This window comes from Corynebacterium sp. LK14 (assembly GCF_008042215.1).
Taxonomy (GTDB): Bacteria; Actinomycetota; Actinomycetes; order Mycobacteriales; family Mycobacteriaceae; genus Corynebacterium; species Corynebacterium striatum.
Genome location: NZ_NOVQ01000007.1, coordinates 1 through 20,457, shown reverse-complemented (window position 1 = coordinate 20,457; position 20,457 = coordinate 1). Strand labels below are relative to the sequence as shown.

Below are 20,457 nucleotides of genomic sequence, written 5' to 3'. Positions count from 1 at the left end.
GCGGTTTGCCAGGAGTTAGGTGTCTTAGCCTATAGCTTTAGTGAGCACCGGAATCCTTTGGAGTGTGGCCGACGTGTGCTTCCTCGCGCATGCGCTTAACCATGTGTGGGTAGTGCAGTTCGAACGCTGGGCGCTCGGAACGGATGCGCGGCAGGGAAACGAAGTTGTGGCGTGGCGGCGGGCAGGAGGTAGCCCACTCGAGGGAGTTGCCGTAGCCCCATGGGTCGTCGACGGTGACGATCTCGCCGTAGCGCCAGGACTTGAAGACGTTCCAAACCAACGGGATAACGGAAGCGCCGAGAACGAAGGAGAAGATCGTGGAGATCTGGTTGTAAACGGTGAAGCCGTCGGACTCAAGGTAATCAGCGTAACGACGTGGCATACCCATGTTGCCCACCCAGTGCTGGACCAAGAAGGTGCCGTGGAAGCCGATGAAGGTCAACCAGAAGTGAATCTTGCCAAGACGCTCGTCGAGCATACGGCCGGTCATCTTCGGGAACCAGAAGTAGAGGCCTGCGAAAGCGGAGAACACAACCGTACCGAACAGGGTGTAGTGGAAGTGAGCAATCAGGAAGTAGGACTCTGCCAAGTGGAAGTCAAGTGCTGGGGAAGCGAGCATAACGCCGGTCATGCCGCCGAAGAGGAAGGTGGACAGGAAGCCCATTGCCCAAATCATCGGGGTATCCCAGGTGATGTGGCCCTTCCACATGGTGCCAACCCAGTTGAAGAACTTAACGCCGGTAGGAACGGCAATGAGGAAGGTCATGAAGGAGAAGAACGGAAGCAGGATGGCGCCGGTCACGAACATGTGGTGCGCCCACACGGCCATGGACAGGGAGCCGATAGCCAGAACCGCGAAGACCAAACCGATGTAGCCAAAGACTGGCTTACGGGAGAAGACCGGAATGACCTCGGAGATAACGCCGAAGAATGGCAGTGCCAGGACGTAAACCTCAGGGTGGCCGAAGAACCAGAAGAGGTGCTGCCACAGGATCGCGCCGCCGTTAGCGGAGTCGTAAATGTGGCCGCCAAGCTTACGGTCGTAGAGCACACCGAGTGCACCTGCGGTCAGCAGCGGGAAGATCATCAGAACGATGACGGAAGCGGTGAAGATACACCAGGTGAATACCGGCAGACGGAACATGGTCATACCTGGCGCACGCAGAGTGAGGATGGTGGTGATCATGTTGACTGCGGAAGCAATGGTACCGACACCGGTTGCACCGACGCCGACGATCCACATGTCAGCACCGATACCCGGGGTGTGGACAGAGTCAGCCAGCGGGACGTACATGGTCCAACCGAAGTCAGCAGCACCACCTGGGGTGGCGAAACCGAGCAGCATGACGATACCGCCGGTCAGGGTGATCCAGAAGCCGAATGCGTTCAAACGCGGGAAGGCCACGTCAGGTGCACCAATCTGGAGCGGCAGGATGTAGTTACCGAAGCCCCAGACAACCGGGGTAGCGAACAGCAGCAGCATCACGGTGCCGTGCATGGTAAACAGCTGGTTGAACTGCTCGTTGGACAGGAACTGCAGGCCCGGGCTGAAGAGCTCAGCACGAATCAGCAGGGCCATGAAGCCACCGAGGAAGAAGAAGCTGAAGGACATGATCAAGTACATGATGCCCAGCTGCTTGTGGTCGGTGGTGGTGAGCATTACCCAAGCCTTAGAGCCGGTCTTGGCATTGCCAGTCGGCTCTGGACGAGTTGGCGCGACGTAATCGTCGAGCCTTGGCGCCACAGCGGTCATTTAATTCCTCCTGAAGAACAAGTGTTATGCACGCCAGCTCCTGGTAAATGGACCTGTCGACACAACACCTAGGTTTACTCGACTTATATTAGGGGACTCACTTGTGAATTTTCCAGCTTTCCCCAATGCCCATCAAAGCTAGTTAGCCCCGTTTTTAGGCACCCCAACTAAAGAACCCCCAGCACGCGGGCTGCGTTTCTGCAATAAGCTCAAAAACTCACCTCAAAGCACGTGATCCTCGCCACAAGTTTTATTCGGACCTTTGAGCCAGAAGGGAAAAACACACCCCCTAAGGTAATCATCCTTAAGATTGATTCGCGGGCGGCGCAGCGAGTCCCTCCCGCTCCCCCAATTCACCTGTTACAGGTGCACCCAATGGGATTTCCGCATAAAAGAGAATACTGCAGTGAACTATTCCACCTTTTATTCAGCATTTAATTTACCCGAAAACCAAAGAAGTGGACGGCCCATAAAGCCGTCCACTCCCCCTTGAGGTTTCTAGTTCTTAGAAGTCCCAGTCATCGTCAGTAGTGTCCTCAGCCTTGCCAATGACATAGGAGGAACCGGAGCCAGAGAAGAAGTCGTGGTTCTCATCCGCATTCGGCGAGAGGGAAGACAGGATGGCCGGGGAAACGCGGGTCTCGTCAGCCGGGAACAGCCCCTCAAAGCCGAGGTTGTTCAGCGCCTTATTGGCGTTGTATCGCAGGAAACGCTTTACATCCTCGGTCCAGCCGAGCTCGTCGTAGAGATCCTCGGTGTAATCAATCTCGTTGTCGTAGAGCTCGTAGAGAAGATCGAAGGTGTATTCCTTAATTTCTTCCTGCTTCTCAGCCGGCAGCTCGTTGTAGCCATTCTGGAACTTGTAGCCAATGTAGTAACCGTGCACTGCCTCGTCACGGATGATAAGGCGGATGATGTCAGCGGTGTTGGTCAGCTTCGCACGGGAAGAGAAATACATCGGTAGGTAGAACCCGGAGTAGAAAAGGAAGGACTCTAACAGCGTGGAGGCCACCTTCTTCTTCAGCGGATCTGCCCCCTTGTAGTAAGACATTACGATCTTTGCCTTGCGCTGAAGATTCTCATTCTCTTCAGACCAACGGAAAGCATCATTGATCATTGGCGTGGAGGCCAGTGTCATGAAGATGTTGGAGTAAGACTTCGCGTGCACAGACTCCATGAAGGCGATGTTTGTATAGACCGCCTCTTCATGCGGGGTCTTGGCGTCAGGCAGCAAGGAAACCGCACCGACGGTTCCCTGGATAGTGTCCAGGAGGGTCAGCCCAGCAAAAACGCGCATGGTGGTCTGCTGCTCATGCTCGGTAAGCGTCTTCCAGCTCTGCAGATCATTGGACACTGGCACTTTTTCAGGCAACCAGAAATTACCGGTGAGACGGTCCCACACCTCAGAATCTTTGTCATCCGGAACAGTGTTCCAGTTGATGGCTTTCACTGGCTCCGCATGGCTTGCGATGTACTCATCATACTCGTGAGACAAAGGGCTTGCACCTCTTTATTTAAATGGACTCTAACTTGCTCAATCATACTCAATCGACTGTCTAAACGCATTGCCACTGGTAGCCGTATCAACGCTCCATAAAGCAGCAATTGGGCAGATCTGCGCCGCGCCTCGACAGACACTTCGGCCCATTCCACAGAAGAAAACTTCCTCAACCCCAGAATAAACGGTAAATTGAACGCAATTCAATAGTTTTACAGCTCTTACGGGTAGTTAACATTGGCATCCCTTAGGATGTATTTACGTTTCATGGAAGGGGTGCCAATTCAAGGCCATTCTTTTCTTGATATGGATTTCGCATTCAATTGCCGGTAAGCGCTTTTAATTTTCAAATTCTGCACAAGGAGGCCCCCTACCGTGGCTAATTCCAGCGAGTCTCCAGTTCCTCTGCTCACCACCGTGCTCGATCAAATAGGGGCCGAAATTGTTAGCGGAACTATCGAAACCGGACAACGGTTTACCCTGCAAGATATCTGTGCACGTTTCGACATTTCCCGTACAGTCGCCCGAGAGGCGATGCGTGCACTCGAGCAACTGCGCATGGTATCTTCATCTCGCCGAGTTGGAATCACTGTGTTGCCATTAAGTGAATGGGCCGTCTTCGATCAATCCATCATTAATTGGCGTCTAGCCTGCGAAAAAGGCCGCCAAAAACAGCTAGATTCACTCAATCAACTGCGCCTTGCCATCGAGCCTATCGCCGCCCGTATGGCAGCTACCCGCGCCTCAGAGGCCGAGAAGCAAGAGATCGTGGAACTGGCAGATCGCCTCCACGAACTTGAGATCAACCCTTCCCGCCGAGTTGGCGAAGAGCTTGCGACGGACCTGCGTTTCCACAGCATGGTTCTGCATGCTTCAGGAAACGAGATGTTCGCCGCCTTGACGCCTTCCCTTCTTTCGATGCTCAAGGGCAAGTCCGTCTTCGGCTCTGAAAAGCGAAACCCAATCGCCGGCACTTCCGATCTGCACCAGGACTTGGCGCACGCGATCCAGAATTCCCGCCCTGACGATGCCGAGCGAATTGCTCGTTCCATCCTTGACGAAGCACGCGCTAGCGTCGACGAGAACGCGTAAAGTCCATAGTTCCCCCGTAAAAGTCTTAACAAGACCGAATCACGCCCCCAACCACCGTGAGTGGCTGGGGGCGTGATTCGTTTGCTGATTAGACGCTGCCGATTTCTAGAGCATGCAGGAGACACAGCCCTCGATCTCGGTACCTTCCAGTGCCATCTGGCGCAGGCGGATGTAATACAGGGTCTTAATGCCCTTTCGCCATGCGTAGATCTGCGCCTTGTTGATGTCACGCGTGGTGGCGGTGTCCTTGAAGAACAAGGTCAGGGACAGGCCTTGGTCCACGTACTTGGTGGCCTCAGCGTAGGTGTCGATGATCTTCTCGTAGCCAATCTCGTAGGAGTCCTTGAAGTATTCGAGATTGTCGTTATCCATGTGCGGCGCCGGGTAGTAGACGCGGCCGATCTTGCCTTCCTTACGAATCTCAATCTTCGATGCGATCGGGTGGATCGAGGAGGTCGAGTTGTTGATGTAGGAAATCGAGCCCGTTGGCGGCACTGCCTGCAGGTTACGGTTGTAGAGGCCATGCTTGGCGACGTCCGCCTTCAGCGCCGCCCAGTCCTCAGCGGTTGGGGTGTGGATGGAGGAGGCGTCGAAAAGCTCCTGCACACGTGCGGTACGTGGCTTGAACTCTTCTGGATCGTAGCGGTCGAAGAACTCGCCAGATGCGTACTCAGACTGTGGGAACTCGGAGAAGTATTCCCCGCGTTCGCGAGCGATCTTGTTGGAAGCCCGCAGCGCTGCATACATGATTGCCGCGAAGTAGGCGTTGGTGAAGTCCAAGCCTTCCTCAGAGCCGTACTCGATGTGCTCGCGGCCCAAGTATCCATGCAGATTCATCTGGCCAAGGCCGATGGCATGGGAGTCGTCGTTGCCCTTGCGCACGGAAGGCACGGAGTTGATGGCGGTCTTGTCTGCCACGGCGGTCAAGCCACGGATAGCAGTCTCAACGGTCAAGCCAAAGTCCGGCGAGTCCATGGTCATCGCGATGTTGAGCGAGCCTAGGTTGCAGGAGATATCGGAACCCATGGTTTCGTAGCTCAGGTCATCGGCGAACACGGACGGAGAGTTAACCTGGAGGATCTCCGAGCACAGGTTGGACATATTGATCCAGCCGGTCTTGACCGGGTTGGCCTTGTTCACGGTGTCCTCGAACATGATGTACGGGTAGCCGGACTCGAACTGCAGCTCAGCAACGGTCTGGAAGAAGTGACGGGCGTTGATCTTCTTCTTGCGGATGCGCGGATCCTCGACCATCTCTTCGTAGTGCTCCGTGATGGAGATGTCAGCGAAGGCCTTGCCGTAAACGCGCTCGACGTCGTATGGCGAGAACAGGTACATATCGTCGTTCTTCTTGGCCAGCTCGAAGGTGATATCTGGGATAACGACGCCGAGAGACAAAGTCTTGATGCGAATCTTCTCGTCAGCGTTCTCGCGCTTGGTATCAAGGAAGTTCATGATGTCTGGGTGGTGTGCGTTCAAGTAGACCGCACCTGCACCCTGGCGAGCACCCAGCTGGTTAGCGTAGGAGAAGGAATCCTCCAGAAGTTTCATGACCGGGATGACGCCAGAGGACTGGTTCTCAATGTGCTTAATCGGCGCACCGGACTCGCGGATATTCGACAGCAGCAGGGCGACGCCGCCACCGCGCTTGGACAGCTGCAGAGCGGAGTTGATGGAACGGCCGATGGACTCCATGTTGTCCTCGATGCGCAGCAGGAAGCAGGAAACCAGCTCGCCGCGCTGTGCCTTGCCGGCGTTGAGGAAGGTTGGGGTGGCCGGCTGGAAGCGGCCAGTCATGATTTCATCAACCAAGTGCTCAGCCACGGTGGTGTCACCGTCTGCCAAGAACAAAGCAGTCATGGAGACACGATCCTCGAAGCGCTCCAGGTAACGGCGGCCGTCGAAGGTCTTCAGAGTGTAGGAGGTGTAGTACTTGTACGCGCCAAGGAAGGACTTGAAACGGAACTTGTAGGAGTAGGCGCGCTTAAACAGGGACTTGATGAAGTCAAAGTCATACTGCTCGAGCAGCTCCGGCTCGTAGTACTTGTTTTCCACCAGGTAACGCATCTTCTCTTCCAAGTCATGGAAGTAGACCGTGTTCTGGTTGACGTGTTGCAGGAAGAACTGGTTCGCAGCCTCGCGATCCTTATCGAACTGAATCTTTCCATTCTCGTCATAGAGATTGAGCAATGCATTCAGCGCGTGGTAATCCAGCTGTTCTTCTGGCTTTACTGGTTCGGCTACGGTCTTGCCCAATTGCGTGGTCACGGCTGATGGAGCCTTTCTCTTGAGGTGTGAAACAGCGCCGCAGCGCTGCTGGAGAAAATAGTGGAGAGAATATGTAAGGTAACTGGCCCAAGCCATCTTGGCTCGATTCACAGTTACCTATTGTTCAAGGTTTAGGCCGCGGCGTCCAGCCCGAGGGCTGCCGCCTGGGAAATGAGGCCTTCCCTGCAGATCTTTACGTCTTCATCTGAGCCCATCAGCTCGAAGCGATAGACGTAAGGGACCTTGCACTTTGCGGAGATGACATCCCCCGCCTTACCGAAGTCTGCGCCAAAGTTACTGTTGCCGCCAGAAATGACGGCTCGAATCAAACCGCGGTTGTGCTCATTATTTAGGAATCGAATTACTTGCTTAGGTACCGGGCGCGAATTCTCGTGGCTAATGGAAGCGCCTCCACCGTACGTGGGGCAAACGAGGACGTAGGGCTCGTTCACGATAAGCGGCTCGTCATTCTTATACAAAGGAATGCGAGCGCTTGGCAGACCCAGTTTGTCTACAAAGCGGCGGGTATTTTCCGTCGCTGAGGAAAAATACACGACCAGCATTGCTTAACTCCTAGCGCAGCTGGTGCTTAGGCAGAAGCAGCGACGGTAGCCAGGGCCTTGATGCGCTCTGGACGGAAACCGGACCAGTGCTCACCGTTAGCCTCAACCACTGGAGCCTGGACGTATCCGAGAGCCATCACGTAGTCACGAGCCTCCTCGTCGAGGGTAACGTCCACGGAGGTGTACTCGAGACCCGCACGGTCGAGAGCCTTCTTGGTTGCGTTGCACTGGACGCAGGCTGGCTTGGTGTAGAGGGTGATGCTCATTTTGGGAAGTCCTTTGACGCGTTTTTCAAGTATGCAGTGTGCTGGGATTCCGGCCGAGCAGGTGCGCTTATCGCGCTCCCCTAAGCCCTCCGGAGCAACATCAATGACACTATACTTTGTGCCCAAAAGCCGCAACCGGCACTACATGTAGTAGTTACATGCCTGATATTCCCAGGATACAACCCGGCCACACCCCACATGTTGACCCGAGGGTCGATCAGCCCTGTAACTACACCGATGAGATTCCTGCAGGTTTACCTGGCCGTAACCTAAAACTATGACAAAGAACACATTTAGCCCCTGGATTTTAACCCATCATTCACTCCAGCCACTCACGTACCACCTGTACCGCTTGCCGCCGGTGCCCCAGGAAGACGTCGCCAAGCACAGTGCTCAAACGCCACCCAGAAGCCGCCCAAACGCCGCCCAAACGTAGCCCAAAGCAAAAAGACGCCTCCCATCGAGACCGAAGTCCCGGGGAGGCGTCTGGAAGGTAAATCCTTTTACTCTTAGCCCTGGCGAGCCTTGAAGCGCGGATCCTTCTTGTTGATCACGAAGACCTTACCGTGGCGGCGAATAACCTGGGCGCCCGGCTTCTTCTTCAGCGACCGAAGCGACTTGCGAACCTTCATCGGGCGCTCCTTTCGTTATGCGCAAACATCATGCGGTTGAATAGTTAAAGCGTGACCGAGATGATGCTCGGCCATGACACGAGGGAAAATATTACCCCACGCGCGCGTCATAACCAAAACACTGATTAATTAGCGTATCGCGCTTGCATCTCATCGCCCACATCCTCGAGGCTGCGCCCCATCGTTTCCGGGATGAGCAGCTTGGTGTAGGCAATCGCCAAGATGCCAAGAAAACCGAAGACCATGAAAGCAACCGGGCCAGTCAACCAGTCCACCATTGGCAGGAAGAACTGCGCCACCGCCCAGTTAGTCACCCACAGGGACAGGCCCGCGATGCCCATGCCAATGCCGCGCACCTCAACGGGTACGAGTTCCGAGATGAGCAGCCAGGTCGTTGGCGAGACCGCAGCTTGTTGGAAAGCAATGAATAGCGCCATGAACGCCAGCGAAACCAAAGCCATCGTGGTAGAGCCTTCGGCGAAGCGATAGGCGATAGAGAGCACCAACAAGGAAACCACATTGCCGATGAGGCCGATCATGAGCAGCCGCTTGCGCCCGATGCGGTCCACAGCCTTGAGCCCGAACCAGCAGGCAATGACGGACACGGTGCCGATGAGGATCGAGGTGTAGACCGCGTTCGAGGTGGAAATACCCACCTGATTCATCATGGTCGGGGCAAAGTAGACAATCGCGTTTACACCCGTGATTTGCTGCGTGAGCCCCATGAGCATTGCGAGCAGGACGGTGACCTGGAGCCAACGCTCCCCTTTCAGGCGCTGCCACTCGCTACGCTTAACCGCTCCCCCAGCGGCTCCGCTATCCGCGGACCCCACCCGTGCCGAGTTCCGTGCCGCGGATGCCCACGCGCGCAGCCAGCTTCCAGGCTTCATCGACTCTGCGTTTCTTAAGCAGCCACACCGGCGTATCGGGCAGGAAGAACATGCCCACCACCAGCAGCAGACCAGGGACTGCGGCAAGACCTAGCATCCAGCGCCAGGAGCCGGTTCCAGCCAGTGCGGAATTGACCAGATAGGCCAGCAGCTGGCCCACCACGATCATCAAGGTATTAAGCGAGACCAAACGCCCACGCACACGCGCCGGTGAGATTTCCGAAATGTACATCGGCGAGACAATAGATACCGCACCGACCGCCACGCCGAGAAACGCGCGCGCCAGGGCCAGCATAAATACGGAGTCGGCCACGGCACACCAGATGGAGCCAAGGACAAAGACGCAGCCGCCGAGAATCAGCGTCTTGCGGCGGCCCAACGCATCTGCCACGCGGCCGGCAACGAGCGCACCGAAAGCCGCGCCCACGAGCAGCATGGAGGTGACCCAGCCTTCTTCGTGGGAATTCATGTCGAACTCGGGGCCAATAAACAAAAGGGCACCGGACATGACGCCGGTGTCGTAGCCAAAGAGCAGCCCACCGAGCGCGGCAACGATGGCAACGGCTTTGACGAAAGAATGATTTTTCACTCGTTTATCCTTACAGGCAGCTACCATGGGCGTCATGTCACAGACCGGAGCGCAACTGCAGCACAGCATCATAAAACACCTGGGTACAAAGCCCTTGATCGATCCAGAACAAGAGGTGGAGTCGCGCGTCGAATTTCTTGCAGACTACCTTCGCAAGACTGGCGCGAAGGGCTTCGTGCTGGGGATTTCTGGCGGCCAAGACTCCACTTTGGCCGGCCGCTTGGCACAGCTTGCTGTGGCGCGCGTGGAGGGAACCCAGTTCTGGGCTGTGCGCCTGCCGCACGGTGTGCAGGCCGACGAGGACGACGCTCAAATTGCGTTGGACTTCATCCAGCCGGATCACCGCCTTACGGTCAACATTGCCCCTGCGACCAAGGAGCTTGACGACGCCGTCGCCACTGCACTCGGCAACTCTGACAACGGCGAGTTCAACCTCGGCGACTTTAACCGCGGCAACGTCAAGGCTCGCGTGCGTATGACCGCGCAGTACGCCATCGCCGGCGAGGTCGGCGCACTCGTTATCGGCAGCGACCATGCTGCAGAAAACATCACGGCGTTCTTCACCAAGTGGGGCGACGGTGCCGCCGACCTGCTCCCACTCGAGGGCCTCAACAAACGCCAGGGCGCACTGCTGCTCCAGCACTTGGGCGCTCCTGAGTCCACCTGGAAAAAGATCCCCACGGCTGACCTCGAAGAAGACCGCCCACAGTTAGCCGACGAAGAAGCACTCGGCGTCTCCTACACCCACATCGACGACTACCTCGAGGGCAAAGATGTTCCCGCGGCCGCACGCCAGCGCATCGAGGAACTCTGGTACCGCGGCGCGCACAAGCGCATCATGCCGCCGGGCCCGCACACGCTGGCGCGCTAGCTCTCCCCCAGCGCTTCCAACGTAGCCTGCGCTGCCGCACCCAATGGCCGGTAATACACCGGTCCGTGGGTAAGCGCGTGCACCGCCAGCGGATGCAGCTGATGCGTCGGAATCCACGTCGCCACATCGTCCCCGGCACCGTAGCCGCGGAGGATGTCGTCGTAGAAGGGCGTTCCAAAAAGCTCCAGCATGGCTAGGTCGGTATACGGGTGACCGCCGTGCGCTGCCGGATCGATCATCACTGCACTATCTGCCGTGAACAGCACGTTGCCCGCCCACAAGTCGCCATGGATGCGGGCTGGGGACACGTCCCACTGCGTGCGACGGACGGCGTCGGCAGCCCGGCGCACTACGTCTGCGACGTCGCCTGGCAGATCCGTGCCTTCCACAAAGGGTAAAACGCGCTGCTCCACGTAGAACTCACCCCACTTGCTGGTGGGCGTGCAGTCCTGCTCGATTCGTCCGATGTAGTTCTTGCCTTCCCATCCCGCTGGCGGCGCACCAAATGCCGGGGCGCCTGCTTCATGGACCTCGCGCAGCGCCCTGCCGAACGCACGGGCAGCTTCCGCGGTTGGCGTCGCTTGCACAACACGCCGCGTGCTTATCGACGTCGCACTAACCCCCGTCACCTCTACCACCACGTCGGGGCGGGCTTCGGCCAGCCACCGCAGACCAGCGGCCTCGGCGCCAGCTTGGTCGGCGGTGCGCACTTTCTTGGTGTAAACATCCATGGCGCCCAGACTACCTAGGCCCAAAACCTGCATAACTGACAACGAAGCGCCCCACCAACGAGAAACTGACACCTTCGTTGGCAGATACGCAGATCCAATGCCAAAGCAGCGCCTCGGCCATGGGAAAACAAAAAGAGAGGGCAGACATCACGGTCTGCCCTCTAGGTGGTGGAGCTAACGGGATTCGAACCCGTGACCCCCACACTGCCAGTGTGGTGCGCTACCAGCTGCGCCATAGCCCCAGAGTAGGTATTTAAATTGTGGTTGCTTCGCGTAGTTGCGATGCGGTGGAGCTAACGGGATTCGAACCCGTGACCCCCACACTGCCAGTGTGGTGCGCTACCAACTGCGCCATAGCCCCTCTTACGAGATACAACCGTGACGGTTGCAACTCGTTTAAATATATCGTTTAATGTTTCACCCAACCAAATCGCGCGCTTGAACAACATTTCTGGTGTTCAAGCGCGCAAATTTGAAAAGCAGAACAGCATCCAGTTAGATGCCGATTGTCCTGCACATTAGGCAGTGATCAGGGAGACCCACTCCATAATTGACTTGCCGGAGCCTTCTTCCGGGAAGTCCTTGCCATCCTTGATGATGCGCGGGGAGGAAACCGAGCCGGTGTCCTTCTCCAGCTTGTCGTAGTTGAACTTGGCCAGCTTGTTGCCATTCTTGATGTCAACGTTCTTGATGGAGTCAACCAAGGAGTCATCAGCACCGAGCTGCTTAGCAGCATCAGCAAAGTCTTCAAAGGACCACTGGTTAGCAACTTCCTGCTGGTTTTCCATCAGGTACTTGCGGAGGTTCCAGTAGGTCTTAACGTCACCGGCCTTGGCAATCTGCTCCATCGCGGCGGCAGCCTTAGTGGAGTGACCGGTGTTACCTTCGATATCCCTACCGTCGAGGAAGTTCAGGGTACGGACATGCACAATGAGCTTGCCCTCTTCGATGGCAGTCTTCATGTCGCCGTCGCTCGCAATAGCAAGCTCACCGCAGTGAGGGCACGAGTAGTCCTCGTAGAGCTCAACCTCAGTGGCGTCCTTCTTAGCGTCAGCAGCCTTGAGGACAACCGCGTTGTCGGCGTACTCCATGCTCATGGAAGTTTCTTCAGTCGGCATATCGCCGAGAGCCTCGGTCTTTGCACCCTGGCCCTTCCACACAATGAAGCCTATGACCACGGCGACGATGACGAGGAGGACACCAACTGCCCAGAGGAAGCCACTGCTTCCCTTCGCGTTAGGGTCCGAAACTTTTGTAGCTTTAGAAGCCATAGTGAATAAACCTAGCCTTTATGGGTTGCCCGCTCGCGCGGGTTTTGTTTCACGATCTCAACAGAGAATATACCCAATACACTGGGCATTTCCATCAGAAAAAACGTGACATTGGCAATGAATTGTCTTGGAAATCAGTGGGACTATGGGTGGAGTGCAAACTTCTTGAACGGACGCACCATCGTCCACACCATGAGGAAGATGTAGAAGGTATCGCGCAACAAGGTCATCATATAGTTCATAACCTGCGCATCCTGCTCCGGGTTTGCTTCAAAGCAGCCGCAGTCAATCCCAAGACCACGCAACCAAGCCTGACCAATTCCAATCATGAACAGCGCCAAAACGATGGTCCCCACCTTGGCGGAAGTCTTCAGGAACAAGCCGAGGAGCAAAAGCACTCCGCCGATAATCTCAAGCGGTCCGATGATGTTGGCCAGGTACCCCGACCATTCCAGGGTAAAGATTTCATAGGCCTTGATGGATTGCATTACGGACAGCGGTTCGCCAAGCTTGGCCACGCCGGCCTTAATCCAGATATAAGCCATATAGAAGCGAGCAAACGCACTGACGACGTCCAGAATCAGCTTCTTGTCAATTTTCTTGGTCACGCGATTTAGTTTAACCCTAAACTTCTAGGACTTGGGAAACGAGAGCCTGTGCTTCCTCTTGGACTTTCCTGAGATGTTCCTCACCGAGGAAGGATTCGGCATAGATCTTGTACTTGTCTTCCGTACCAGATGGGCGCGCGGCAAACCATGCATTTTGCGTTGTCACCTTGAGACCACCGATGGCCGCACCGTTGCCTGGCGCCTCCGTCAGCTTGGCAGTGATTTCCTCTCCGGCCAGCTCAGTGGCGGTAACCTGCTCCGGCGACAGCTTCTTCAGAACCGCCTTCTGCTCACGGTTGGCGGGGGCGTCGGTACGCGCATAGGCAGGCGCACCAAACTCTTCGGCCAGCTCCGCGTAGCGTTGCGAAGGGGTCTTTCCAGTCACCGCTGTGATTTCGGCCGCAAGCAGGTCCAAGATGATGCCATCCTTGTCAGTCGACCACACGGTTCCGTCAAAGCGCAGGAAGGAAGCACCCGCAGATTCCTCGCCACCGAAGCCGATGGTTCCCTCCACGAGACCCGGCACAAACCACTTGAAACCTACCGGCACCTCGACGAGCTCGCGGCCCAGCTTGGCCACCACGCGATCGATCATGGAAGAGGAAACCAAGGTCTTACCCACGCCGGCATTGCCCCAGTTGGGGCGGTGGCTAAACAGGTACTCGATAGCCACAGCGAGGTAGTGATTCGGGTTCATGAGACCAGCATCCGGGGTGACGATGCCGTGGCGGTCAGCGTCGGCATCGTTGCCGGTGGCGAGATCGTACTTGTCACGGTTGCCGATGAGAGAAGCCATGGCGTTCGGCGAAGAGCAGTCCATGCGAATCTTGCCGTCTGTATCCAGGGTCATGAAGCGGAAAGTTCCGTCTACCTCCGGATTAACCACGGTCATGTTGAGTTCGTAGTGCGCGGCGATTGCTGCCCAATAATCGACAGAAGCGCCGCCCATCGGGTCCGCGCCGATGCGCAGGCCAGACTTCTTGATGGCATCCATGTCCACCACGTTGCGCAGATCAGCCACGTAGTTATCCACGTAGTTGTGCTTGACGCAGCGCTCGTCGAGCACGCCGTCGACAGGCACGCGCTTGACGCCCTCAAGGTCAGCACGCAGGTAGTTGTTGGCGCGCTCCGCAATCCAGTCCGTGGCAGAGGTATCGGCCGGTCCACCAGTTGGCGGGTTGTACTTGAAGCCACCATCGCGCGGTGGGTTGTGGGACGGCGTAATCACGATGCCGTCGGTACCCAGGTTGGTGAGAATCGCGTGGGAGACAGCCGGGGTCGGGGTGTAGCGGCCGCGGTCATCGACGCGGACCTCGAGGCCATTAGCCAAGAGAACCTCCAAGGCCGAGACCATTGCTGGCTCCGAAAGCGCGTGGGTATCGCGACCGATAAAGATAGCACCGGTAGTCCCCTGCTCCGCGCGGTAGTCCACGATCGCCTGGGTAATCGCCAGAATGTGGTTCTCATTGAAGGCCGTATCCAAGGCGGAACCGCGGTGGCCCGAGGTGCCGAAAGCTACCTGCTGATCCGGATTCTCCACATCCGGAGTACGGGTGTAGTACGCGGTGACCAGCTCAGCAATATCAATGAGGTCACTCGGCTGAGCCAACTGACCGGCGCGCTCGTGGGCCATGGGGGGGAGTCTCCTTAGACGTCTGCGATTGATTCTCCTGCCAAGCTTGCCCTTTCCCACATGATTTCGCAGCACTTTCAACCCCCACAAGGGGGAAAATGCGAACTCAAATTACTAACTCACTTAACTGAATTTCTATTATGTAGTAGTTTCTCAGCATGGATTCAGTGCAAAATACTCTCGATACGGTGGGCGGTGTGGTCTGGGGACCCTTCGTCCTTATTCCGCTCCTGCTCGGTACTGGACTATGGCTGACCATCCGCCTCGGCGGCATTCAGTTCCGCACGCTCGGTCGCGCCCTGCGCCACGCCTTCGTCGACCACCCCGACGACAAGTCCACAGAAGGCGATATCTCCAACTACCAGGCACTTACCACTGCACTCGCCGCCACCGTCGGTGTGGGCAACATCGTCGGCGTCGCCACCGCGCTGTCCATCGGCGGCCCAGGTGCCCTCGTCTGGATCTGGTTCACGGGCCTTATGGGCATGGCCTCCAAGTACGCCGAGGCTTACCTCGGTGTCCGCTTCCGCACCACCGACTCCAAAGGTGAGCAGGCCGGCGGACCGCAGTACTACCTCAAACACGGCATCAAAGGCCCACTCGGCACAACTCTCGCTACCGCCTTCGCCATCTTCGCAGTATTTGCATCCTTCGGTATCGGCAACCTGACGCAGGCCAACTCCGTGGCCACCAACATGGAATCCACCTTCGGAGTCACCCCCGTAGCCTCCGGCGCGCTCATGTTCGTACTCGTCGGTGCAGTTCTTCTGGGCGGCATCCAGGCCATTGGCCGCATCACCTCCGCCTTCGTGCCGCTGATGATCATCATCTACGTGGTCGGCGGCCTCGTAGTCCTTATCGGCAACGCCAGCCAGATTCCAGAAGCACTGGGCCTCATCTTCACTGATGCCTTCACCGGCACCTCCGCGGCGGGCGGCTTCATCGGTTCCTCCATCATCATGGTCATCCAATACGGTGTCGCCCGCGGTATCTTCTCCAACGAGTCTGGTATGGGTTCCGCCGCAATCGCAGCAGCTGCCGCCAAGACCCCGCACCCAGCCCGTCAGGCGCTTGTCTCCATGACTCAGACATTCATCGATACGCTCATCGTCGTGACCATCACCGGCCTTGTCATCGTGGTGACCGGCGTGTGGGACATGGGACGCGACGAAGCCGGCATCATGACCGCCAAGGCTTTCGAGGCCGGCCTGCCCGGCCATTGGGGCGGCACTATTGTCTCCCTGTCCATCATCTTCTTCGCCTTCTCCACCATCGTCGGCTGGTCTTACTACGGTGAGCGCGCACTGTCCTCCCTCTTCGGCCGCGTGGCCACCATCCCATACCGCATGTTCTTCACCGTCGTCGTCTTCATCGGCGCGGTGACCGAGCTTGACGTCGTATGGTCCTTCTCCGACCTGGCCAACGGCCTCATGGCCATCCCGAACCTCATCGGCCTGCTTATCCTCTCCGGTCTCATCGCCCGCGAGACCAAGGCCTACCTGGAGTTCGATCCCAAGCTCAACAAGCCAATCGAGGACGTTGAGGAGTTCGTGCGCTCCCAGCAGATGGACTGGAAGTAACATGTAGGGCATGCCTCAAGCACTAGTAGTCGGGTCCGGCGCCGCACTTGGCGCCGTGGCCCGCTATTTTTTGTCCGCACTCTTAGGCGGCGGGATGTTGCCGCTGCTTATTATTAACATCTTCGGCAGCGCACTAATGGGCTATTTCAAGCCCAAGCCTTTCTGGGGCACGGGTGTGCTGGGAGGTTTTACCAGCTTCGCCACGTTCGCCTACCTCACCTCGGGCGCCTCCCCCGCCATCGCTGCGGGCTACGTGGTGGCCACGGTGCTTGGATGCGTGGGCGCTTACCTCATCGGTGACAAGGTGGCCCCACGATGACACTTTTCTATATCCTGTTTGGCGCTTTCTTAGGCGGCATGGGGCGCTACGGCTTCACCAAGGTGCTCCCCGCGCCGGTCTGTACCTTCGCTTCCAACATGTGCGGAGCGCTGGCAATCGGCTTGGCTTATGGCTTCGCCATGCTTGTCGACGCCCCCTTAGCCAACACCATCTATCCCCTCGCCATCGTAGGTTTCGCAGGTGGCCTTTCCACCTGGTCGACCTTGGCCAAGGAGCTAGGCGAAATGATCAAAAAGAAGAGGTACTGGAAATTCACCCAGTACCTCTTCTGGACCCTCGCCCTCGGCGTGGTCCTGGCTTGGCGCGGGGCCATGTGGGCCCCGCTTATCTACAACAACTTCTAGTCCGCAATGGCATCGAGTGGCGGCGTCTTCGATGCGCCCTGCGCTGGCCACAGTGCGGCGAGCACACCAACCACCGCGGAACCCACGAGCAGAATTGCCAGCATGCCCCACGGTACAACGGCGTTATTAAGGCCTTCATCTGCCAAGACCTTGATGAAGGACCAACCAAGTCCGAGGCCCATCAACATGCCCATGACCGCACCGAAGACGGCGATCTGCACAGACTCAAGCGTGATCATGGTGCGGATCTGGCGACGCTGGGTGCCCACCGCACGCAGCATGCCAATCTCCTGGCGGCGCTCGATAACGCCCAGCGTAAGCGTGTTGACGATGCCCAGCACCGCGATGATCACCGCGAGGGCAAGCAACGCGTAAAGGATCGACAGCATCTGGTTGATCATGCCAGCAGCTTCGCCGGCGTATTCTTCACCAGATGCAACCTGGACCACGACTAGGCCCTTAACTGCTTCCTCGAGGTTGCCGCGCAGCTGCTCGAGATCCACGCCTTCCTCGCCGTTGACACCCACCATGGCGACCGTGATGGCGTCGGCAGGCACGAGCTCCTCGGCGCTCTTCTGGGATACCGCAAGTTTGGGCAGCATCTGGAAGTCCTCGTAGATGCCCTTGAGCTCCACCTTGGCGGACTTGCCAGGAATCGGGCCAGTCAATTTATAGGACTCACCGACTTTCCAGCCCTGCTTCTCCGCAGTGGTCTTATCAGCCACGAATCCGCCATCGGCGATGTCCGTATCGCCCTGCGTCATCGTGAGTTTGAAGACATCGCTCGGATTGCCGCTGACCGTCTCAGTCATGGAATATTGCGGGCCATATTGCATCGAGGCCTGGCCATCGATCTCTACCGGAGCGGTACCCACCGTAACCACCTGACCCACGCCCTCGGCTTCTGCAGCGCGCTCGCTAGTCTCGGCCGGAGTCGGGAAATTGCCCTGGGATGGGCCGGAGAGCAGGTAATCGGCACTGAGGTCCTTTTCCAGAGTATCTGCAACGGAAGACTTCATCGTGGCGCCAAGCATGCCGATCGCCGTCACCAGTGCCACGCCCAAGGTCAAAGCAAAGGCGGTAGCAGCGGTACGGCGTGGGTTGCGCTTGGAGTTAGTAGACGCAAGCTTGCCGACGGCCCCGAAAGGTGCACCGATGACTCTTCCCAAAGTAGGAACGATGGGCAGCGACAACGCCGGGCCTGCGAGGGCAAATCCCAGAATCAAGTTGAGGGCTCCGAGGCCGACGAGGCTGGCGCGGATGCCGGTACCGGCGTCGATAAGCACACCCACCACAACGAAAATGACGCCCAGCACCATGAGCAAACCGCCGATGATGGTGCGGACCTTCAGCGAGGAACCAGCGGCCGATTCGGTGGTGCGCATTGCCTCGACGGGTTCCACCGTACCGGCGCGGCGAGCCGGCGCCCACGCCGATACCACCGTGACCGCGGCGCCCAACAAAATGGGGACGATAATGGCGCTCAGGCTCAAGCCAAGGTTGCCGTCCATCGGCATGCCCTGGGACTTCAGCACTGCCTTGATGATGGCCACCAAGCCCATGCCTGCGACGACGCCTACCGCGGAACCGATGAGGCCCACGATAAAGGACTCGACCACCACGGAGCGGGTGATCTGGCGGCGGGAGGCGCCAAGTGCGCGCAAGAGAGCGAACTCCTTGGTGCGCTGCGCGACGATCATAGAGAAGGTATTAGCGATGATGAACGTACCCACCAGCAAAGCGATGAGGCCGAAGGCGATAAGGAAATAGTTCACGAACTTCAGCGCGGAGGAGATCATCTCTGACATCTCCTCAGCTAGCTTCTCGCCGGACTCTGCCTCGACGTCGTATGTCTTGTTCAGGTGGTTCACGAGCTGCTCGGGGGTTTCACCTTCCGCCGCAGAGACCTTTAGCTGCTGGGAATTTCCATAGCGCTCTGTGAAGGCCTTGTTGTCCATCTGCAGTGTCAGCGCCTGACCTGCGTCGACAGCTGGCTTCTCGATGCCAACCACCTTCACCTCGTCACGCTTGTCCGGATGGACCGCTATGAGCTGCTGCCCCACCGTGACGCCAAACTTTTCTGCTGCGGAGTCATTGATGAGAACCTCGCCGGGACCCTGTGGAGCCTCGCCCTCGACGATCTCGCCGGGCTCGCCCACGGTCTGGTCGGCCGGGTAATAGGGGCGCACGTGGGCAGTGCCCCCGGCGGTCTGGAAGGCTTCTGCTTTATCGTTCGCCACAACGACCGTCTGGGCGCCTTCGATGTTAACGTTGCCCACCTTGGCGTCCTTGGCGAGCTCACTTCGCAGCTTCTCGTCGAGTTCTGGGCCCGAGTCCTTCTTGCTCACCGCAGCGTCAACGCCGGTGAAGCTGTTGGAGACCGCGGCATCAAACGTGTTCGAAAGCGAGTTGGTGAACATGAAGGAACCAGCGATGAACGCGGTGCCCAGCACCACCGCAAGGAGCGTCAGCGCAAGTCGCAGCTTATGCGCGATGATATTGCGCAAGGAGACCTTGCGCATAGTGTTGTTTGTTGCCATTAGATCTCAATCTCCGCCATGACCTTGTGGATGGATTCCATGGTTGGGTTCTCCAGCTCATTAACGAGCTTGCCGTCGGCGAGGAAAATTACGCGATCTGCGTATGACGCCGCCTTAGCGTCATGAGTCACGATGACCACAGTCTGATCATCCTGGTCAACGGCGGTACGAAGAATATCGAGCACTTCCGCCGAGGAATTGGAGTCTAGGTTACCGGTGGGTTCGTCACCAAAGATGATCTCTGGACGTGCCACGAGCGCACGCGCACAGGCGACGCGCTGCTGCTGACCGCCGGAGAGTTCAGCCGGCCTGTGGGTAAGGCGTTGCGCAAGCCCTAGACGCGTGGTCACTTCTTCAAACCACGCCTGGTCGACGTCCTTGCCCGCAATGTTCATCGGCAGAGTGATGTTTTCTGCAGCGGTGAGGGTAGGCACCAGATTGAAGGACTGGAAGATAAAGCCTAGACGGTCTCGGCGCAGCGCGGTGATCTCTTTATCCTTGAGCTGCGACATGTCCGTATCGCCGATGAAAGCCGAGCCGCTCGTTGCGGAGTCCAAGCCCGCCATTGTGTGCATCAGCGTCGACTTGCCGGAGCCAGACGGGCCCATGATTGCGGTGAACTTGTTGCGCTCGAATTCCACGTTGACATGGTCCAGTGCAGTAACTGCGGTATCGCCTTGACCGTATTGCTTGAATAGCTCGACGGCGCGGGCCGCTGCGCTGCTTGTTGGACTCATAAAGGGGTCTCCTAACGGTGAGGGATGAAATGAAACAAAACTATCTCCCCTACACTAGCGCCCCATAGCTAACACCGCGCACCTGCGGGTCACTTTCCGAACAACCTTTAAGGTTGGATGGCCCGATTGGAACAAATCTCCATGCAGAAACCCCCAAAACGATCAAGAGAGGGCTGGTCCCTGACTTTGTTGTCAGGGGCTGGCCCTCTAAAAGAACAAGGAGCACGTCCCTTGGTGGGTTGTGCTCCTTG

17 protein-coding genes, 2 tRNA genes and 1 pseudogene are annotated in these 20,457 nt (G+C 57.6%); 5 read left to right on the top strand and 15 right to left on the bottom strand.

Annotated elements, in window-relative coordinates; all coding sequences use genetic code 11:
- Positions 1-37 precede the first annotated feature (37 nt).
- Both ctaD and nrdF read right to left on the bottom strand, forming a co-directional pair.
- Positions 38-1,753, bottom strand: coding sequence for a cytochrome c oxidase subunit I (gene ctaD, locus CHU71_RS02890; RefSeq protein WP_147760131.1), 1,716 nt, complete (start codon positions 1,751-1,753; stop codon positions 38-40).
- Positions 1,754-2,258: 505 nt separating this feature from the next.
- Positions 2,259-3,248: a class 1b ribonucleoside-diphosphate reductase subunit beta gene (nrdF, locus tag CHU71_RS02885; RefSeq protein WP_046645813.1), complete on the bottom strand. Its 990-nt coding sequence runs from the start codon at positions 3,246-3,248 to the stop codon at positions 2,259-2,261.
- Between the two features lie 378 nt (positions 3,249-3,626).
- Here nrdF and CHU71_RS02880 point away from each other — a divergent pair, with 378 nt between their 5' ends.
- Complete coding sequence (locus tag CHU71_RS02880; RefSeq protein ID WP_147760130.1) at positions 3,627-4,343, top strand: FadR/GntR family transcriptional regulator; 717 nt, start codon at positions 3,627-3,629, stop codon at positions 4,341-4,343.
- Positions 4,344-4,448: 105 nt separating this feature from the next.
- Here the strand turns inward: CHU71_RS02880 and nrdE are convergent, their stop codons facing one another.
- From nrdE to CHU71_RS02855, 5 genes and pseudogenes are all read right to left on the bottom strand, one after another.
- Complete coding sequence (gene nrdE / locus CHU71_RS02875) at positions 4,449-6,611, bottom strand: class 1b ribonucleoside-diphosphate reductase subunit alpha (RefSeq protein WP_005531102.1); 2,163 nt, start codon at positions 6,609-6,611, stop codon at positions 4,449-4,451.
- 131 nt (positions 6,612-6,742) lie between these two features.
- Complete coding sequence (gene nrdI, locus CHU71_RS02870) at positions 6,743-7,174, bottom strand: class Ib ribonucleoside-diphosphate reductase assembly flavoprotein NrdI (protein WP_005531103.1); 432 nt, start codon at positions 7,172-7,174, stop codon at positions 6,743-6,745.
- A 26-nt stretch (positions 7,175-7,200) separates the two neighbouring features.
- Complete coding sequence (nrdH, locus tag CHU71_RS02865; RefSeq protein ID WP_005531104.1) at positions 7,201-7,440, bottom strand: glutaredoxin-like protein NrdH; 240 nt, start codon at positions 7,438-7,440, stop codon at positions 7,201-7,203.
- 509 nt (positions 7,441-7,949) lie between these two features.
- On the bottom strand, positions 7,950-8,072 hold the full coding sequence (gene ykgO, locus CHU71_RS02860) for a type B 50S ribosomal protein L36 (RefSeq protein WP_003847162.1): 123 nt from the start codon (positions 8,070-8,072) through the stop codon (positions 7,950-7,952).
- A gap of 125 nt (positions 8,073-8,197) precedes the next feature.
- Positions 8,198-9,578, bottom strand: a pseudogene (locus CHU71_RS02855) (sugar porter family MFS transporter).
- Between CHU71_RS02855 and nadE the strand changes: the two are divergent.
- Entirely contained in the window at positions 9,577-10,422 is an 846-nt protein-coding gene (nadE, locus tag CHU71_RS02850; RefSeq protein WP_147760129.1) for an ammonia-dependent NAD(+) synthetase, read from the top strand. The pseudogene CHU71_RS02855 and the gene nadE sit on opposite strands and share 2 nt — an antisense overlap.
- Here nadE and CHU71_RS02845 read toward each other — a convergent pair.
- The 6 genes from CHU71_RS02845 to pgm all read right to left on the bottom strand — a co-directional run bounded on the left by CHU71_RS02845 (position 10,419) and on the right by pgm (position 14,665).
- Complete coding sequence (locus CHU71_RS02845) at positions 10,419-11,153, bottom strand: fructosamine kinase family protein (RefSeq protein WP_187272007.1); 735 nt, start codon at positions 11,151-11,153, stop codon at positions 10,419-10,421. The two genes, nadE and CHU71_RS02845, sit on opposite strands and share 4 nt — an antisense overlap.
- 166 nt (positions 11,154-11,319) lie before the next feature.
- Positions 11,320-11,395: transfer RNA gene (locus tag CHU71_RS02840), tRNA-Ala, on the bottom strand.
- Between the two features lie 46 nt (positions 11,396-11,441).
- Positions 11,442-11,514 (bottom strand) — tRNA-Ala (locus tag CHU71_RS02835).
- Positions 11,515-11,671: 157 nt separating this feature from the next.
- A complete protein-coding gene (locus tag CHU71_RS02830; protein ID WP_147760128.1) occupies positions 11,672-12,424 on the bottom strand; it encodes a thioredoxin domain-containing protein in 753 nt (250 codons plus the stop codon).
- A 143-nt stretch (positions 12,425-12,567) separates the two neighbouring features.
- Entirely contained in the window at positions 12,568-13,032 is a 465-nt protein-coding gene (locus tag CHU71_RS02825; protein ID WP_005532189.1) for a MauE/DoxX family redox-associated membrane protein, read from the bottom strand.
- 16 nt (positions 13,033-13,048) lie between these two features.
- The gene (gene pgm, locus CHU71_RS02820) at positions 13,049-14,665 is read right to left on the bottom strand and encodes a phosphoglucomutase (alpha-D-glucose-1,6-bisphosphate-dependent) (RefSeq protein ID WP_147760127.1); all 1,617 of its coding nucleotides are present in this window, start codon (positions 14,663-14,665) and stop codon (positions 13,049-13,051) included.
- Positions 14,666-14,823: 158 nt separating this feature from the next.
- On the opposite strand from pgm, the gene CHU71_RS02815 reads away from it, so the two are divergent.
- From CHU71_RS02815 to CHU71_RS02805, 3 genes are read left to right on the top strand one after another with little or no spacing between them, the layout of a single operon-like run.
- On the top strand, positions 14,824-16,245 hold the full coding sequence (locus tag CHU71_RS02815; RefSeq protein WP_147760126.1) for a sodium:alanine symporter family protein: 1,422 nt from the start codon (positions 14,824-14,826) through the stop codon (positions 16,243-16,245).
- Between the two features lie 10 nt (positions 16,246-16,255).
- Positions 16,256-16,564 carry a fluoride efflux transporter family protein gene (locus CHU71_RS02810; RefSeq protein ID WP_046645824.1) on the top strand — a complete coding sequence of 103 codons (309 nt, stop codon included), beginning with the start codon at positions 16,256-16,258 and terminating at the stop codon, positions 16,562-16,564.
- Positions 16,561-16,929, top strand: coding sequence for a CrcB family protein (locus tag CHU71_RS02805; RefSeq protein ID WP_005532180.1), 369 nt, complete (start codon positions 16,561-16,563; stop codon positions 16,927-16,929). The genes CHU71_RS02810 and CHU71_RS02805 overlap by 4 nt, the downstream gene beginning before the upstream one ends.
- Here CHU71_RS02805 and CHU71_RS02800 read toward each other — a convergent pair.
- Together CHU71_RS02800 and CHU71_RS02795 are read right to left on the bottom strand one after the other, a co-directional pair.
- On the bottom strand, positions 16,926-19,469 hold the full coding sequence (locus CHU71_RS02800) for an ABC transporter permease (protein ID WP_147760125.1): 2,544 nt from the start codon (positions 19,467-19,469) through the stop codon (positions 16,926-16,928). The genes CHU71_RS02805 and CHU71_RS02800 overlap by 4 nt on opposite strands.
- Positions 19,469-20,206: an ABC transporter ATP-binding protein gene (locus CHU71_RS02795; protein WP_147760124.1), complete on the bottom strand. Its 738-nt coding sequence runs from the start codon at positions 20,204-20,206 to the stop codon at positions 19,469-19,471. Before CHU71_RS02795 ends, CHU71_RS02800 begins: the two co-directional genes overlap by 1 nt.
- Positions 20,207-20,457 lie beyond the last annotated feature (251 nt).

Bases quoted from the DNA above. Each gene is read 5' to 3' on its own strand.
- ctaD (WP_147760131.1), bottom strand. From the start codon at position 1,753: ATGACCGCTGTGGCGCCAAGGCTCGACGATTACGTCGCGCCAACTCGT.
- nrdI (WP_005531103.1), bottom strand. From the start codon at position 7,174: ATGCTGGTCGTGTATTTTTCCTCAGCGACGGAAAATACCCGCCGCTTT.
- nrdH (WP_005531104.1), bottom strand. From the start codon at position 7,440: ATGAGCATCACCCTCTACACCAAGCCAGCCTGCGTCCAGTGCAACGCA.
- ykgO (WP_003847162.1), bottom strand. From the start codon at position 8,072: ATGAAGGTTCGCAAGTCGCTTCGGTCGCTGAAGAAGAAGCCGGGCGCC.
- nadE (WP_147760129.1), top strand. From the start codon at position 9,577: ATGGGCGTCATGTCACAGACCGGAGCGCAACTGCAGCACAGCATCATA.
- CHU71_RS02845 (WP_187272007.1), bottom strand. From the start codon at position 11,153: ATGGATGTTTACACCAAGAAAGTGCGCACCGCCGACCAAGCTGGCGCC.
- CHU71_RS02830 (WP_147760128.1), bottom strand. From the start codon at position 12,424: ATGGCTTCTAAAGCTACAAAAGTTTCGGACCCTAACGCGAAGGGAAGC.
- pgm (WP_147760127.1), bottom strand. From the start codon at position 14,665: ATGGCCCACGAGCGCGCCGGTCAGTTGGCTCAGCCGAGTGACCTCATT.
- CHU71_RS02815 (WP_147760126.1), top strand. From the start codon at position 14,824: ATGGATTCAGTGCAAAATACTCTCGATACGGTGGGCGGTGTGGTCTGG.
- CHU71_RS02810 (WP_046645824.1), top strand. From the start codon at position 16,256: ATGCCTCAAGCACTAGTAGTCGGGTCCGGCGCCGCACTTGGCGCCGTG.
- CHU71_RS02805 (WP_005532180.1), top strand. From the start codon at position 16,561: ATGACACTTTTCTATATCCTGTTTGGCGCTTTCTTAGGCGGCATGGGG.
- CHU71_RS02800 (WP_147760125.1), bottom strand. From the start codon at position 19,469: ATGGCAACAAACAACACTATGCGCAAGGTCTCCTTGCGCAATATCATC.
- CHU71_RS02795 (WP_147760124.1), bottom strand. From the start codon at position 20,206: ATGAGTCCAACAAGCAGCGCAGCGGCCCGCGCCGTCGAGCTATTCAAG.